Raw genomic sequence first — 14,754 nt, 5'->3', positions numbered from 1 at the left:
GCGCCATGGCGTTTCCTTTCCGCAGCGGCGGGGTACCGGGCTGATGTCGCCGACCGTCGTCCAGATCGCCGTGGTCCTCCTCGCCGTCTTCAGCGTCGGCGGGCTCGCCGCGGCGGCGCTCTACCCGCGCCTCACCGCGACCAAGTCCTCCAAGCGGATCGAGGTGGTGGCCGGGGCGCGCGCGCCGGTCGACCGCCGCAACGCGCTCACCGACGAGAGCCGGCGGCGCCGGAACGTCGAGGAGACCCTGAAGGAGATCGAGGCCAAGCAGAAGGCCAAGGTCAAGCGGAGCTCCAAGCCGAGCCTCCCGGTCAGGATCCGGCAGGCCGGCCTCGGCTGGTCCATGCAGACCTATTACCTGATCTCCGCCGGGGCGGCTGTCGCGACCTTCCTCCTGGTGCTCGTGGGCACGGGCATCGGTCTCCTCCCGGCGCTGGGCTTCGGCATCGCGGGCGGCCTGCTCCTGCCCTACGTCTATGTGAATTTCGCGCGCAACAAGCGCTTCAAGGCCTTCTCCAACGAGTTCCCGAACGCCGTGGACGTCATCGTGCGCGGCGTGAAGGCGGGTCTGCCGCTCGTGGACTGCCTCAAGATCATCGCCTCCGAAGCCGCTGAGCCGGTGAAGAGCGAGTTCCAGACGATCGTCGAGGACCAGACCCTCGGGCTCCCGATCGACGAGGCGGTCGGCCGGCTGCCCGAGCGCGTGCCGCTCACCGAGTCGAACTTCTTCGCCATCGTGATCGCGATCCAGACCCGCACCGGCGGCAGCCTTTCCGAAGCGCTGGCGAACCTCTCGAAGGTGCTGCGCGAACGGAGAAAGATGAAGGCCAAGATCAAGGCCATGAGCTCGGAGGCGAAGGCTTCGGCCGGCATCATCGGCTCCCTCCCGGTCGTGGTCGCCGTGCTCGTCTACCTCAGCAGCCCGGACTACATCCTGCTGCTCTTCCAGACCACGGTCGGCAACATCGTGCTGGTGATCTGCGCCATGTGGATGCTCATGGGCGTCCTCGTCATGCGCAAGATGATCAACTTCGACTTCTGAGGACCGCAATGGCCGGGCTGACAGACAATCCCGAGATGCTGGTCGCCCTGATGGCGGCGGTGTCCGTCTTTTCGGCGATCCTCGTCGTCTCCTGGCCCTATCTCGTGCGCGACAACCTGGATACGCGCATGCGCCAGGTGGCGAACGAGCGGGAGCGCATCCGCGCACGCGAGCGCGCGCGGATGGACGCGGAGAGGAAGACCTCGCTGCGCAGCGAGCCGAAGAAGGTCTTTCAGGACATCGTCGACCGCTTCAACCTCGCCAAGCAGCTGGAAGACGGCGAGATGGTCCGCATGATGCGGATGGCGGGATATCGCGGCCGCAGCCCGGTCGTGACCTTCCTCGCAATGCGGATCCTGATGCCGGTGCTCATGTTGCTCGTGGCGGCCTTTTACGTCTTCGTGGTCCTCAAGCTCGAGCAGCCGTTCTTCCTGAAGGTGGCGATCGTGCTTGGGGTGGCGTATCTCGGCTACTACGCGCCGCTCATCTACGTGAGGAACCGGATATCGAAGCGGCAGACGGCCGTCCGCCGGGCCTGGCCGGATGCGCTCGACCTGCTTCTCATCTGCGTCGAGTCCGGCATGGGCATCGAGAGCGCGTTCCGGAAGGTGTCCGAAGAGATCGGCGCGCAGTCGATCGAGCTGGCGGAGGAACTGAGCCTCACAACGGCCGAGCTTTCCTACCTTCAGGACCGCCGCAAGGCCTACGAGAATCTCGGAGAGCGGACCGGCTTGGAAGGCGTCAGGTCGGTCGTGACGAGCCTGATCCAGGCGGAGAAGTACGGCACGCCGCTTGGTCAGTCGCTGCGCGTGCTCGCCCAGGAGAACCGCGACATCCGCATGTCGGAAGCGGAGAAGAAGGCGGCGGCGCTCCCGCCCAAGCTGACGGTCCCGATGATCCTGTTCTTCCTGCCCGTGCTCTTCGCCGTCATCATCACGCCGGCGGCCATCCAGGTGGCGAACATCCAGTAGGGCCGCTGGCGGGCGTCACCGCCGGCCCGCCGAGCGCCAGGCCAACCTACGCGGAACGTTCCTTCCAGTGACGAGGCGGCGGAGGCCCGCCCGAATTGCCGCGGGTGCGCGGGCCTCAGCCGCTCTTCTTGATCTCCGCCCAGACGTTCTCCTGGGCAGGAAGGGCGGGCGAGGGCGCCGGCCCGGTCTCGCCGGCCGAGGCGGTCCGGTTGGTCGCCGCTTTCGGCGCGGCACCGCCCTTGCTCTGCAGCGCAAGGACGAGGGCCAGGTTCTGCTGCGTCCTGGCGGTTGCCTTCGGGCTCGCGAGCGCCTGCCGGAGCGTCGCCTCGGCCTCCGAGAGCTGGCTCGTCAGGACGTAGGACATTGCGAGGTTGTTCAGGACCTGCGGCTCGCCCGGCGCCAGCACGAGCGCTTGCCGGTATCGCTCGCGCGCCGACCGGCTGTCGCCGAGCGAATCGAGGATGCCGCCTTCCGCCGCAAGGAGCTGCCAGTCGGGGTTGTCCTGCTGCTGCGCGCGCTGGATCACCGAGAGCGCTTCCTGGAACTGCCCGTCGTCGGCGAGCGCCTTGCCGAACGCTGCGAGCACCGAGCGGTCCTTGGGATGGTAGATCACGGCCTTCCGCATCACCGCGACGGCCTGCTTCTTCTCGCCGGCTGCGCGCAACGCGGCCGCATAGTTCAACGCGGCCTGCTTGTCCTTCTCATTCCGGGCATAGGCCTGGCCCCACGTCCGGACGGCCGAGACCGCAGCCTGCTGGTTCATGTCGGACGAGACGAGCGTGTTGGTCGGCCGCAGCGACCCGGTGGTCGCGGGGCCTTTCGCCCCGATCGCCTGGCAGCCGGCTCCCAGCGCTGCGAACGCGCCGAGCGCCAGGAGGGGTCCGAGACGGCGGGTCTTCTGTTTGCGCTCCGACGGAATCGGCATCTGGACGGCCCCATGAATCTCCATGCCGCAAGCCTTATGGGCCAGTCGCTAACGCTCCGTTAACGATAATCCGGACATTGCCAGCCGCGCGCGCGAGGCCTAATCCGGACGAGTTTCAGGCGGAGCGGCCATGACCAGTTTTCCGATTGTTCCTGCAGGGCACGGTGCGGCCTCGATCCCGGTCGGATTGGTCCAGGCCGAGCGGCTCGACGCCGTCCTGGGTGGCCTCTCGCAACAGGAACGCCGCTATGCGGAGGCCTTGGGATTCAAGGCGCAGGCCGGACGGATCGCGTTCCTCCCCGACGGGGAAGGCGGTATCGGGCGGGTGCTGTTCGGCCTCGGTGCCGGCGACGCGCCGGACCGGACGCCGTTCCTTCCGGGAAAGCTCGCCGGCGAACTCCCGGCCGGGCTCTTTCGCCTGGAAGGCGAGGGTTATGACCCGGAACTGGCGACGCTCGCCTTCGCGCTCGGCGCCTATCGGTTCGACCGCTACCGCAAGCCGAGGAACGGCCAGGCCCGGCTCGTTGCGCCGGACGGCGTCGATCTCCGCCACATCGAGACCCTCGCCGTGTCGGTCTATCTCGCCAGGGACCTGGTGAATACGCCGGCGAACGACCTCGGCCCCGCCGAGCTCGCCGCCGCCGCGAGGGAGCTTGGCGAGCGTTTCGGGGCACGGTTCCGGCTCGTTTCCGGGGCCGCTCTCGCTGAGGGCTTCCCGTTGATTGCTGCCGTCGGCGTGGCAAGCGACCGCGAGCCACTGCTGGCCGACTTCATCTGGGGCGACGAGAGCCATCCGAAGGTCACGCTTGTCGGCAAGGGTGTGGCCTTCGACACCGGCGGCCTCGACATCAAGTCGTCGAGCGGCATGCTCCTCATGAAGAAGGACATGGGCGGGGCCGCGAACGTGCTCGCGCTCGCCCGCATGGTGATGGAGTCCGGCCTCAAGGTGCGCCTCCGGGTGCTCGTGCCCGCGGTCGAGAACGCGATCTCCGGCCGCGCCTTCCGCCCGGGCGACGTGCTGAAGAGCCGGAAAGGGCTGAACGTCGAGATCGGCAACACCGATGCCGAGGGCCGGCTGATCCTCGCCGACGCGCTGGCGCTCGCCGACGAGGAGGCGCCGGATCTCGTCGTCTCGATGGCGACGCTGACGGGGGCGGCGCGCGTGGCGCTCGGCCCGGAGCTGCCACCCTTCTACTGCGACGACGACGACTTCGCCGGCAGCCTTGCAGAAGCTGCCGGCCGCGTCTGCGACCCCGTCTGGCGCATGCCGCTCTGGCGTCCGTACGAGACCTGGCTTTCGTCCAAGGTGGCCGACATCAACAACATCGCCGGCAATTCCCATGCCGGCTCGATCGTCGCCGCGCTCTTCCTCGACCGCTTCGTCCAGAAGGCCGCGACCTACGCCCATTTCGACATCTTCGCCTGGAACCCGAGCGCCCGGGCGCACGCGCCGGAGGGCGGCGAAGCCCAGGCGATCCGCGCCATCTTCCATGTCCTGTCGGAGCGCTACGGCTGAGCCCAATCGCCGGGCGGGAGGGAGCATGACCGGTTTGGACCCGCGGCTGAACGCGTTCAGGCCCGATCTGGCGGATGCGGCGCTCCGCGGCCGGGTGGAGGCGGAGCGGTTCGCCGAGGCGGTGCTCATGCGGGTGACGGCTGCCGCGGCGCCGGTCAGGCGCGAGGCGCGGCCGGACGGCATGCGGCTCACGGAAGCGCTCGCCGGCGAGGCGGTGCGCGTGTTCGAGACGACGGAGGAGGGCTGGGCGTGGGGCCAGCTCGTCGCCGACCGCTATGTCGGCTGGCTCCCGCTCGACAGCCTGTCGGCGACCGCCCCCGTGCCAACGCACAGGGTGGCGGCCCTGCGGACGCCGGTCTTCTCCGGGCCAGACATCAAGAGCGAACCGATGGCCGCCCTCTCCATCGGCGCGCGCGTGAGCGTCACCGGCGAAGCGCAGGACCGCAACGCCCGCTACGCGCTGATCGCGCCCGCCGGCGCGGTGGTGATGCAGCACCTCCGGCCGATCGGCGACGCGGCCGAGGCCGACTTCGTCGCCGTTGCCGAGCGCTTTCTCCACGTCCCCTATCTCTGGGGCGGCAAGACGAGCCTGGGGCTGGACTGCTCGGCGCTCGTCCAGATCGCGCTCGGCGCGGCCGGCGTCGAAGCGCCGCGCGATTCCGACATGCAGCAGCAGGACCTCGGCATGAAGCTGCCGATCGTGACCGCGCTGCCCGAACTGCGGCGCGGCGACCTCGTCTTCTGGCCCGGGCACGTCGGCATCATGCAGGATCCGGAGCGCCTGCTGCACGCCAACGCCCATCACATGGCCGTCGCCAGCGAGCCGCTTGCCGATACGTTGGCCCGTTTCGGCGCGAAGGGGATCACGATGACGGCGGTCCGCCGGCTCGCCTGATCCCTCAATAGCCCCGTTTCGGGTCCACCACGTTCCGCAACGGCTCGCCGCGCTCGAAGGCGCGGATCTGCTCGGCGATGCCGATCGAGAGCGCCGCGGCATCCGAGACGGCCGCGACGTGGGGCGTCAGGACGAGGTTGGGTGCGTTCCAGAGCGGGCTCTCCGGTGCCAGCGGCTCCTGCTCGAAGACGTCGAGGCTCGCGCCCTTCAGCGTCCCGTCCCTGAGGGCGGCGTCGATGTCGGCCTCGACCTGGCTGCCGCCGCGCCCCGCATTGATGAGGACCGGGCCGCCGAGAGGGCCGTCCTTCCTCAGCGCCGCGATGAGCTTGCGGTCGAGGATGCGCTGCGTCTCGGGCGTGAGCGGCAGCAGCGCGACGAGGATTTCGGTCTGGCCGAGGAAGCGCTCGAGCTCCGCCTCGCCCGCGAACGTCTCCACGTCCGGCACCGACTTCGCGCTGCGGCTCCACCCGATGACGCGGAAACCGAGGCGGGCGAGCAGGTCGGCGGCGCTCAGGCCGAGCACGCCGAGGCCCATGATCCCGACCGTGACGTGGCGTGCCGCGGGTTGCCGGAGGTCCCGCCACTGCCGCGCAGCCTGCTGGCGCCGGTACGCGAAGGCCTGACGATGGTGGTGGAGCACCTGCCAGACCACGTACTCCGTCATGCGCGCCGTCAGATCCGGATCGACGATCCGGACCACCGGCACCCCCGGGAGCCGAGGCAGCGCCATCAGATGGTCGACCCCGGCGCCGAGGGAGAACAGCACCTCCAGCCGGGGGAGCCGCTCGAGAAGGTCGATCCTCGGCTTCCATGCGAGCACGTAGCGGACGGTCTCGAGGTCGTCCGGCGCACCCTCGAACTCGCCCCTCCTGGTGGTCGCGATCACGCGGCGGTCCGGCATTGCCGCCCGCATGTGTCGCGTCCAGCCGTCGGGATCGAAGGTCGAGGCGATCAGGATGGTCATCGTCAGTCCGCGAGCCCCGCTGCCGGCGCCGTCTGCATCGCGAATGCGGCCGCCATGAGCGCCTTTGTGTACGCCTCCTTCGGCGCATCGAAGATGGTTTCGGCGGGCCCGGATTCGACCACCTTGCCGTTCCGCATGACGATGACGTCGTTGGCGAGCGCGCGGACGACCTTCAGGTCGTGGCTGATGAAGAGATAGGAGAGGCCGTGCCGGCGTTGCAGGTCGCGCAGGAGATCCACGACCTGCGCCTGCACGCTCATGTCGAGTGCCGAGGTGGGCTCGTCCAGCATGACGAATTTCGGCTCGAGGACCATGGCGCGGGCGATCGCGATGCGCTGGCGCTGCCCGCCGGAGAATTCGTGAGGGTAGCGGAAGCGGCTCTCCGGGTCGATGCCGACCTCGGTGAGCGCATGCACCACCCGCCGGTCGCGCGCCTCCGGCGAGAGCTCTGGCTCATGGATCTGCAGGCCCTCGGCCACGACGTCGCGGATCACCATGCGCGGGCTGAGCGAGCCGAAGGGATCCTGGAACACGATCTGCATGTCGGCGCGTACCGGGCGCATCGCCTTGAACGTCGCGCCCTGGATGTCGCGCCCGAGGAAGACGATCCGGCCTTCCGAGGAGGTGAGCCGCAGGAGCGCGAGCCCGAGCGTTGTCTTGCCCGATCCGGACTCGCCGACGACCCCGAGCGTCTGCCCCTCCCGGACGGCGACGTCGATCCCGTCGACGGCCTTGATGTGGCCGACGGTGCGGCGGAGCACGCCGCGCCTGATCGGGAACCAGACCTTCACGTCCTCGCCTCGGAGCACGATCGGCGCATCGGGATTGCGCACCGGCGGCTCGCCCTTCGGCTCGGCGGCAAGAAGGTGCCTCGTATAGGCGTGCTGCGGGTTCCTGAAGATCGACTCGGTCGGCCCGGTCTCGACGATCCGGCCCTCCGTCATGACGCAGACCCGGTCGGCGATCTTCCGCACGATGCCGAGATCGTGGGTGATGAAGAGCATCGACAGCCCGCGCTGCCGCTTCAGCTCGGCGAGGAGTTCGAGGATCTGCGCCTGCACGGTCACGTCGAGCGCGGTGGTCGGCTCGTCCGCGATCAGGAGCTCCGGCTCGTTGGCGAGCGCCATCGCGATCATGACGCGCTGCCGCTGCCCGCCAGAAAGCTGGTGGGGATAGGCGCCGAGCCGTTCCTCCGGATCGCGGATGCCGACCTGTTGGAGAAGCTCCAGAACGCGCGCGCGCGCCGCCGGCCCGCGCATGCCGCGATGAACGTCGAGCACCTCTCCGACCTGCCGCTCGACCGTGTGAAGCGGATTGAGCGAGCTCATCGGCTCCTGGAACACCATGGAGATTTGGTTACCGCGCACCTCGCGCATCGTGTTCGCGTCGGCATGGACCAGTTCGCGGCCCTTGAAATGGATCGTGCCGGTCGGGTGGTGCGCGGCCGGGTAGGGCAGCAGCTTGAGGACGGAGAGCGCCGTCACCGACTTGCCCGAGCCCGATTCGCCGACGAGCGCCACCGTCTCCCGCTCCCCGACGTCGAAGGAGACGTTCCGCACCGCGTGCGTCACGGTTTCGCCCTGACGGAAGTCGACGGACAGGTCGCGGACGGAAAGGAGGGGGGCGGTCACGGCCATCGATCGAGATCCTTGACTGCATCGACGCTTACCCGAACCATCTCGGACGGCGTGCGGAGCCTCCTGTCCGACGAGACGAGCACATTGCAGGAGCAGTCCATTGCGGTCGCCACATGAATGGCGTCCGGGAGCTTGTTTCCGAGAGCCGCGCGCACCTCTGCGCTCCGCACCAGGATCGTCCGGGATACGGGAACAACCTGGAGCCAGTCGTCCCCGGTCAGGATCTCTCCGAAGAGAGCCGCCCGGCTCCGATCGTGCCGACGGAGCGGATCAACCAGAACCTCGGCGAGGGTGAGTTCGCTCGCATGGAGACTCAGGACGTCGTCTGCGGCTTGCTCCAGCAAGAAGATGAGCGCGTCGTCGGCGCTTTCGACGTGCCGGATGAACAGATTGGAATCGAGATAGACTCGCCAGCGCGGAGACCGGATCATTCACCCCACTCGTCTCGCAAGGCACGAACGCGGGCGACTGCGTCCTCGACCGAGGTATTCATGTCCCGGTGGGCGCCAAAGCTGCGCAGATACGGCTCGGGGATGGTGCGACGGCGGCTTTCGGTGACCTCCACGATCACCCGGGTGCGACGGCCGGGATCGATGTCGCCGCGCAGCTCCTCGGGGAGTTTTTCTGCGGGGTAGTCCTCGATGACACGGCGTTTGCTCTCGTCCATGCCCGCAATCCTACACGAAGGTCTTGCGCGGGTCGAAGGCGTCGCGGACGGCCTCTCCGACGAAGATCAGCAGCGACAGCATGAGCGAGATCACCAGGAAGCCGGTGATCCCGAGCCACGGCGCCTGCAGGTTCGACTTGCCCTGTGCGAGGAGCTCGCCGAGCGAGGGCGAGCCGGGCGGCAGCCCGAAGCCGAGGAAGTCGAGCGAGGTGAGGGTGGTGATCGAGCCGTTCAGGATGAACGGCATGAAGGTGAGCGTCGCGACCATCGCGTTCGGCAGCAGGTGCCGGAACATGATGGTGAGGTTGCCGACGCCGAGTGCGCGCGCCGCCTTCACGTACTCGAAGTTCCGCGCTCTCAGGAACTCGGCGCGCACGACCCCGACCAGCGCGACCCAGGAGAAGAGGAGCAGGATCCCGAGCAGCACCCAGAAGCCCGGCGCCAGCACCGAGGAGATGATCAGCAGCAGGTAGAGCGACGGGATCGCCGTCCAGATCTCGATGAAGCGCTGGAAGAAGAGGTCGACCCGGCCGCCGAAATAGCCCTGCACGGCACCGGCGGCGACCCCGATCACCGAGGAGAGCACCGTCAGCACCAGACCGAAGAGGACGGACAGCCGGAAGCCGTAGACCATCCGCGCGACGACGTCGCGAGCCTGGTCGTCCGTGCCGAGCCAGTTCCAGTTCCAGGCGGTGCAGTTCGGGTCTTCCTGCCCGAGGACGTAGGCGGCGCAGCGCTGCTCCTTGTCGAGCATCCAGGACGGCGGCGCAGGGGCCGGGACGGGGATCTCGTTGTTGACCGTGCGATAGGAATAGCGGATCGGCGGCCATGCGATCCAGCCGTTCGCCTCGATCTCCTCCTGGATGTAGGGATCCCGGTAGTCGGTCCGGGCGAGGAAGCCGCCGAACTTCTCCTCCGGATAGTCGACAAAGACGGGATAGAGCAGTTCGCCCTTGTAGGAGACGAGGATCGGCCGGTCGTTCGCCAGGAACTCGGCGAAGAGCGACAGGATGAAGAGAGTGAGGAAGATCCAGAGCGACCAGTACCCGCGCCGGTTCGCCTTGAAATTGTGCCAGCGCCGCTGGTTGATCGGCGACAGCGCGAAGCGCGTCCGGCGGGCGGGGGCGACCTCCTGGCCCGGCAGCGGGACGATGGTCTCCAGCGCGGTATCGGGGCCCGGTGCCTCCGGCTGCGTCTTCGGCTCCAGGGCCGGATCCCGCTTCGTGCGCTCGATCTCGTCGGCGGTCTTCACGTCCATCGTCGTCAGACCTCCCGGCTCTCGAAATCGATGCGCGGGTCGATCCACGTGTAGGTGAGATCGGAAATCAGCTGAACGAAGAGGCCGAGGAGCGAGAAGATGTAGAGGGTCGCGAACACCACCGGGTAGTCCCGGTTGATCACGCTCTCGAAGCCGAGCAGGCCGAGCCCGTCGAGCGAGAAGATCGTCTCGATGAGGAGCGAGCCAGCGAAGAATGCGGACACGAAGGCGGCCGGAAAGCCCGAGACGATGATCAGCATCGCGTTCCGGAAGACGTGGCCGTAGAGGACCTCGCGCTCCGAAAGCCCCTTGGCGCGCGCCGTCACCACGTACTGCTTCCGAATCTCGTCAAGGAACGAGTTCTTCGTCAGCAGCGTCGTCGTGGCGAAGGCCGAGAGCGCCATCGCGATGAGCGGCAGCGTCAGGTGCCAGAAATAGTCCACGATCCGCTCCGGCCAGGACATGGAGGCCCAGTTCTCGGAAGTCAGGCCCCGCAGCGGAAACCAGTCGAAGAAGGTGCCGCCTGCGAAGAAGACGATCAGGAAGATCGCGAACAGGAAGCCGGGGACGGCATAGGCGACGACGATCACGCCCGAGGTCCACACGTCGAAGCGCGTTCCGTCGCGGACCGCCTTCCTGATCCCGAGCGGGATGGAGATCAGGTAGGACAGGAACGTCATCCAGAGCCCGAGCGAGATCGAGACGGGCAGCTTCTCGATGATGAGATCGATCACCGAGATGTCGCGGAAATAGCTCTCGCCGAAATCGAAGCGCAGGTAGTTCCAGATCATCAGCAGGAACCGTTCGTGCGCCGGCTTGTCGAAGCCGAACTGGCGCTCGAGCTCCAGGATGAACTGGGGATCCAGCCCCTGCGCGCCGCGATATTTCGAGCTGACCGCCGAGGATTCCGAGCCGGATCCGGGCTGGCTCCCCGATCCGCCGAAATCGCCCGTGGTGGAGCCGCCGATGCGGGCCGTCGCCGAGACGTCGGTGCCCTGGAGCTGCGCGATGACCCGCTCGACGGGCCCTCCGGGAGCGAACTGGATGACGAGGAACGAGATCGCCATGATCCCGAGGATGGTCGGGATCATCAGGAGCAGACGCCGGACGATGTAGGCGGCCATGCCGGGTCAGGCCTTTCCGAGCGCGGCGGCCTTGTCGGCCGCCTGCCACCAGGTGTCGAGCACGCCGGGATCATAGCGCGCGGTGTTCGCAGGCCGTTCGTACATGTCCCAGTAGGCGAACCAGTGCACCGGCTTGAACCATTGCGGGACCCAGAAGTGCTCGGCGCGCAGCACCCGATCGAGCGCGCGGGCCGAGGTCACGAAGCTCTCCCAGTCTTCGCTGCCGATCATCGCCTCCACCAAGGCGTCGACCGCTGGGCTCGCAACGCCTGCGAGATTGTACGAGCCTTCCTGCTTCGCCCGCTCGCTCGAAAAGAACTGCCGGATCCCCTCGTCGGGATAGAGGGAGGTTCTGAAGCGCGACACGACCATGTCGAAGTCGAAGCGCTTCAGCCGCTCGTTGTACTGGGCGGGGTCGACGATGCGGTAGCTGCCGCGGATGCCGAGCAGGCGAAGGCCGTTGATATAGGCGTTGTGATGCGGCTCGAAGGTGCTGTCGTTGCCGAGGAACTCGACCGTGAAGGGTTCGCCCTGCGGCGTCAGCAGCCCGTTCGGCCCCCGCGTGCAGCCGGCCTCCATGAGGAGCTCGTTCGCGCGCTGAAGGTTGCGCCGGTCGCGGCCCGAGCCGTCGGAAACGGGCGGCACGGCGGCTGCGCCGAAGACCTCGTCGGGAACCTTGCCGCGGAACGGCTCCAGCAGCGCCAGCTCCGCCGGGCCGGGCGCGCCCTCCGCCTTCAGCTCGGAGTTCTCGAAGAAGGAATGCGTGCGCTGGTACGATCCGAACATGATGTTCTGGTTCGTCCATTCGAAGTCGAAGGCGTGTGCAAGCGCCAGCCGGACCCGCGGATCAGAAAACTTCGGCCGGCGCATGTTGATGAACCAGCCCTGCGCCCCGGACGGCGAACCGCTCGGCACTTCGTCGCGCACGACTCGGCCGTCGAGTCTCGCCGGGAAGTCGTAGTCGCGCGCCCAGATGCGGGAGGTGAACTCCTCCCGGAAGGTGAGCTGTCCCTTCTTGAACGCCTCGAAGGAGGTCGTCCGATCGCGGTAGTACTCGTAGCGGATCCGGTCGAAATTGTAGCGGCCCCGCATGACCGGGAGGTCGTCGGCCCACCAGGGCCGCACCCGCTCGAACTCGATCGCATTGCCGAGGGCGAAGGCGGCGACGCGGTAGGGGCCGGAGCCGAGCGGCGGCTCGCTGAGGGATGCGCCGAACGTGCGGCCCGCCCACCATGACTGCGAGAAGATCGGCGCCGTGGCGACCATGATCGGCAGGCTGCGCCCGCTCTCCGCGGCGAGCCGGACGGCGATCGTCCGCTCGTCCTCGACCTCGATCGCCGTCAGGCCCTTGAGCTCGAGGGCGATGTTCGGGTGGCCTTCGTCCCGGAGGACCTGCAGCGAGAATGCGACGTCCTCGGCGGTTATCGGACTGCCGTCGTGGAACGCCGCCTCGGGCCTCAGGAAGAACCGCAGGGACTTGCCGTCTTCGGAGCGCTCGACCTCGCGCGCGACGAGGCCATAGACGCTGCCCGGCTCGTCCGCGGAGCCCGCCATGAGGCTCGCGAAGGTCAGCGGCATGCCGGCCGCCCCGTCGCCGCGCAGGACGTAGATGTTGAGCGTGTTGAAGGTGTTCGGGTTCTGGTTGTAGCCCCAGGACGAGAGCTGGGTGACGATGCGTCCGCCGCGCGGCGCGTCCGGGTTCACGTAGTCGAAGTGCCGGAAGTCGGGCCCGTATTTAAGGTCCCCGATGACCGCCATCCCGTGCCGGCGCCCTTCCGGCTCGGCGAAGGCGAAGCCCGGCAGGAGGCTCGCGCCGGCGGCGGCGCCGGCGAGCCTGAGCACGTCGCGGCGGGTGGCGCCGTCGGTCACTGCTGGGGCTCCAGCGTGCGCTCGCGGTCGGTCTCGATCCACCAGGAGAAGGTGTCCACGCCGGCATAGGCGGGCTGCTTCTCGGGAATGCCGAACTTGGTCCAGTACGCGATCCAGACCTCCGGATTGTGCCATTGCGGAACCGCGTAGAAGTTCCACAGCAGCACGCGGTCGAGCGCGCGCGTGGCGGCCACCAGCTCGTCCCGGTCCTTGGCGAAGATCACGCGGTCGATCAGCTTGTCCACCGCCTCGTCCTTGATGCCAGCGGAGTTGCGGCTGCCGGGCTGGTCGGCCGCCTGCGAGCTCCAGAAGTCGCGCTGCTCGTTCCCGGGCGACAGCGACTGCGCGAAGATGTCGGTGATGACGTCGTAGTCGAAATTGTCGGTCATCGCCTGGTACTGCGCGCTGTCGACGATGCGGATGCCGGCGTCGATGCCGAGCCGGCGGAGCGCGTTCACGAAGGGCAGCATCACCCGCTCGCTGGTCGGGTCGTTGCCGAGGAACTGGATCGCCATCGCCTGGCCGGTCTGCTCGTTGACGAGCCGGCCGCCCCGCGGCACCCAGCCCGCCTCCTGCAGGAGCCGCGCCGCCTCGCGCAAATACTTGCGGTCGTCGCCGGGCTTCTCGTAGACGGGAAGCGTGAAAGGCTCGGTGAAGACCTCGGGCGGCACGAGGTCGCGCACGCTCTCGAGGATCTCCAGCTCCCGGCCTTCCGGCAGGCCGGACGAGGCGAGCTCGCTGCCTTCGAAATAGGAGTTCGTTCGCTTGTAGAGGCCGTAGAAGAGCGTGCGGTTCATGCTCTCAAAGTCGAACACGAGACTGAGCGCCCGGCGCACCTTCGGATCCCTGAACTGCTCGCGGCGGGTGTTCATCACGAAGGCCTGCATCGGCTGGACCGATTCCTGCGTGAACGCCTGCTTCTTCACCTGGCCGCGCTGGAACGCCGGAAAGTCGTAGCCCTGCGCCCAGCGCTGCGCCCGGTTCTCGACCCGGAAATCGTAGAGGCCGCCCTTCTTGAACGCCTCCCAGATCGCGTCGGCGCTGCGGAAATAGGTGAACCGGATCCGGTCGTAATTGTAGCGGCCGCGTCGCGTCGGCTGCTCCGCGCCCCAATAGTCCGGAACGCGCTCCCAGACGATCGTGCGGCCGCCCTCGAACGAGGCGATCCGGTAGGGGCCGGAGCCGAGCGGCGGCTCGAGGATCGGCTGCGTGATGTCGCGCTTGCGGCCGTTCGGGCTGGTACCCTCCCACCAGTGCTTCGGCAGCACGGGCATGTCGCCGATGATGTTCGGAAGCTCCCGGTTGCCGGCCTGGTCGAAGGTGAACGTGACCTCGCCGTCTCCGGTCCGTTCCGCCTTCTCGACGTGGTTGTAGTACTGCTTCCAGAACGGGCTCGAGCCCTTCAGGACATCGAAGGTCCACACCACGTCGTCCGGGGTAATCGGCTGCCCGTCGTGCCAGCGCGCCGCGGGATTGAGCCGGATCGTGGCGGAGGAGAAGTCCGCAGGGTGCCGCACCGCCTCGGCGATCAGCCCGTAGCTCGTGCCGGGCTGGTCCGTCGACTGATCCATCAGCGAATCGTAGAGGTAGCCGCCGGTCGGGCCGAGGCCGGCCGCGACTGCGCCGCGCACGATGAACGGATTGAAGCTGTCGAAGGTGCCGACGGCGACCTGGTTCAGCGTGCCGCCCTTCGGCGCGTCCGGATTCACATAATCGTAGTGCCGAAAGCCTTCGGGATACTTCGGTTCGCCGATCAGCGAGGTCGCGCTGTGCCAGCCGTCTTGATCGGCGAGGGCGGCGCCTGCCGGCGCGATGGCGAGGCAGGCGGCGAGGGTCAGGCTGATGCGGCCGCGCATGCTGGTCCGGTACTCCTATCCGTCGACTCT

13 protein-coding genes are annotated in these 14,754 nt (G+C 68.0%); 4 read left to right on the top strand and 9 right to left on the bottom strand.

Translation table 11 applies throughout. The features are described from left to right. Positions 1-40: 40 nt before the first annotated feature. Both ACUN0C_RS06695 and ACUN0C_RS06690 read left to right on the top strand, forming a co-directional pair. A complete protein-coding gene (locus ACUN0C_RS06695; protein WP_445465970.1) occupies positions 41-1,042 on the top strand; it encodes a type II secretion system F family protein in 1,002 nt (333 codons plus the stop codon). A gap of 8 nt (positions 1,043-1,050) precedes the next feature. Continuing rightward, positions 1,051-2,013 (top strand): type II secretion system F family protein, encoded by a 963-nt coding sequence (locus ACUN0C_RS06690; RefSeq protein WP_445465559.1) that lies wholly within the window; start codon positions 1,051-1,053, stop codon positions 2,011-2,013. 115 nt (positions 2,014-2,128) lie between these two features. Here ACUN0C_RS06690 and ACUN0C_RS06685 read toward each other — a convergent pair whose 3' ends face one another. Continuing rightward, positions 2,129-2,962, bottom strand: a complete 834-nt coding sequence (locus ACUN0C_RS06685) for a tetratricopeptide repeat protein (protein ID WP_445465558.1) — start codon at positions 2,960-2,962, stop codon at positions 2,129-2,131. 106 nt (positions 2,963-3,068) lie between these two features. Between ACUN0C_RS06685 and ACUN0C_RS06680 the strand changes: the two genes are divergently transcribed. Both ACUN0C_RS06680 and ACUN0C_RS06675 read left to right on the top strand, forming a co-directional pair. Beyond that, complete coding sequence (locus ACUN0C_RS06680; RefSeq protein ID WP_445465557.1) at positions 3,069-4,454, top strand: leucyl aminopeptidase family protein; 1,386 nt, start codon at positions 3,069-3,071, stop codon at positions 4,452-4,454. A gap of 25 nt (positions 4,455-4,479) precedes the next feature. Beyond that, a complete protein-coding gene (locus ACUN0C_RS06675) occupies positions 4,480-5,349 on the top strand; it encodes a C40 family peptidase (RefSeq protein WP_445465556.1) in 870 nt (289 codons plus the stop codon). Between the two features lie 4 nt (positions 5,350-5,353). On the opposite strand, the gene ACUN0C_RS06670 is transcribed toward ACUN0C_RS06675, so the two are convergent. Genes ACUN0C_RS06670 through ACUN0C_RS06635 form a run of 8 tightly spaced genes read right to left on the bottom strand, consistent with a single transcriptional unit; the run spans position 5,354 to position 14,724 of the window. Beyond that, on the bottom strand, positions 5,354-6,313 hold the full coding sequence (locus tag ACUN0C_RS06670) for a 2-hydroxyacid dehydrogenase (RefSeq protein WP_445465555.1): 960 nt from the start codon (positions 6,311-6,313) through the stop codon (positions 5,354-5,356). Positions 6,314-6,315: 2 nt separating this feature from the next. Next, positions 6,316-7,950, bottom strand: coding sequence for an ABC transporter ATP-binding protein (locus ACUN0C_RS06665; RefSeq protein WP_445465554.1), 1,635 nt, complete (start codon positions 7,948-7,950; stop codon positions 6,316-6,318). Next, complete coding sequence (locus ACUN0C_RS06660; RefSeq protein ID WP_445465553.1) at positions 7,941-8,381, bottom strand: type II toxin-antitoxin system VapC family toxin; 441 nt, start codon at positions 8,379-8,381, stop codon at positions 7,941-7,943. The genes ACUN0C_RS06665 and ACUN0C_RS06660 overlap by 10 nt, the downstream gene beginning before the upstream one ends. After that, a complete protein-coding gene (locus tag ACUN0C_RS06655) occupies positions 8,378-8,617 on the bottom strand; it encodes a hypothetical protein (protein WP_445465552.1) in 240 nt (79 codons plus the stop codon). The genes ACUN0C_RS06660 and ACUN0C_RS06655 overlap by 4 nt, the downstream gene beginning before the upstream one ends. Before the next feature lie 10 nt (positions 8,618-8,627). After that, positions 8,628-9,875 (bottom strand): ABC transporter permease, encoded by a 1,248-nt coding sequence (locus ACUN0C_RS06650; protein WP_445465551.1) that lies wholly within the window; start codon positions 9,873-9,875, stop codon positions 8,628-8,630. 5 nt (positions 9,876-9,880) lie between these two features. Continuing rightward, positions 9,881-10,999, bottom strand: coding sequence for a microcin C ABC transporter permease YejB (locus ACUN0C_RS06645; protein WP_445465550.1), 1,119 nt, complete (start codon positions 10,997-10,999; stop codon positions 9,881-9,883). Positions 11,000-11,005: 6 nt separating this feature from the next. Continuing rightward, positions 11,006-12,868 (bottom strand): extracellular solute-binding protein, encoded by a 1,863-nt coding sequence (locus ACUN0C_RS06640; protein WP_445465549.1) that lies wholly within the window; start codon positions 12,866-12,868, stop codon positions 11,006-11,008. Beyond that, the gene (locus ACUN0C_RS06635; protein WP_445465548.1) at positions 12,865-14,724 is read right to left on the bottom strand and encodes an extracellular solute-binding protein; all 1,860 of its coding nucleotides are present in this window, start codon (positions 14,722-14,724) and stop codon (positions 12,865-12,867) included. Before ACUN0C_RS06635 ends, ACUN0C_RS06640 begins: the two co-directional genes overlap by 4 nt. Positions 14,725-14,754: the final 30 nt, after the last annotated feature.

The organism is Faunimonas sp. B44, assembly GCF_052655945.1.
The sequence above is the reverse complement of the archived record's forward strand: the minus strand, read 5'-3'. Positions and strand labels throughout refer to the sequence as shown.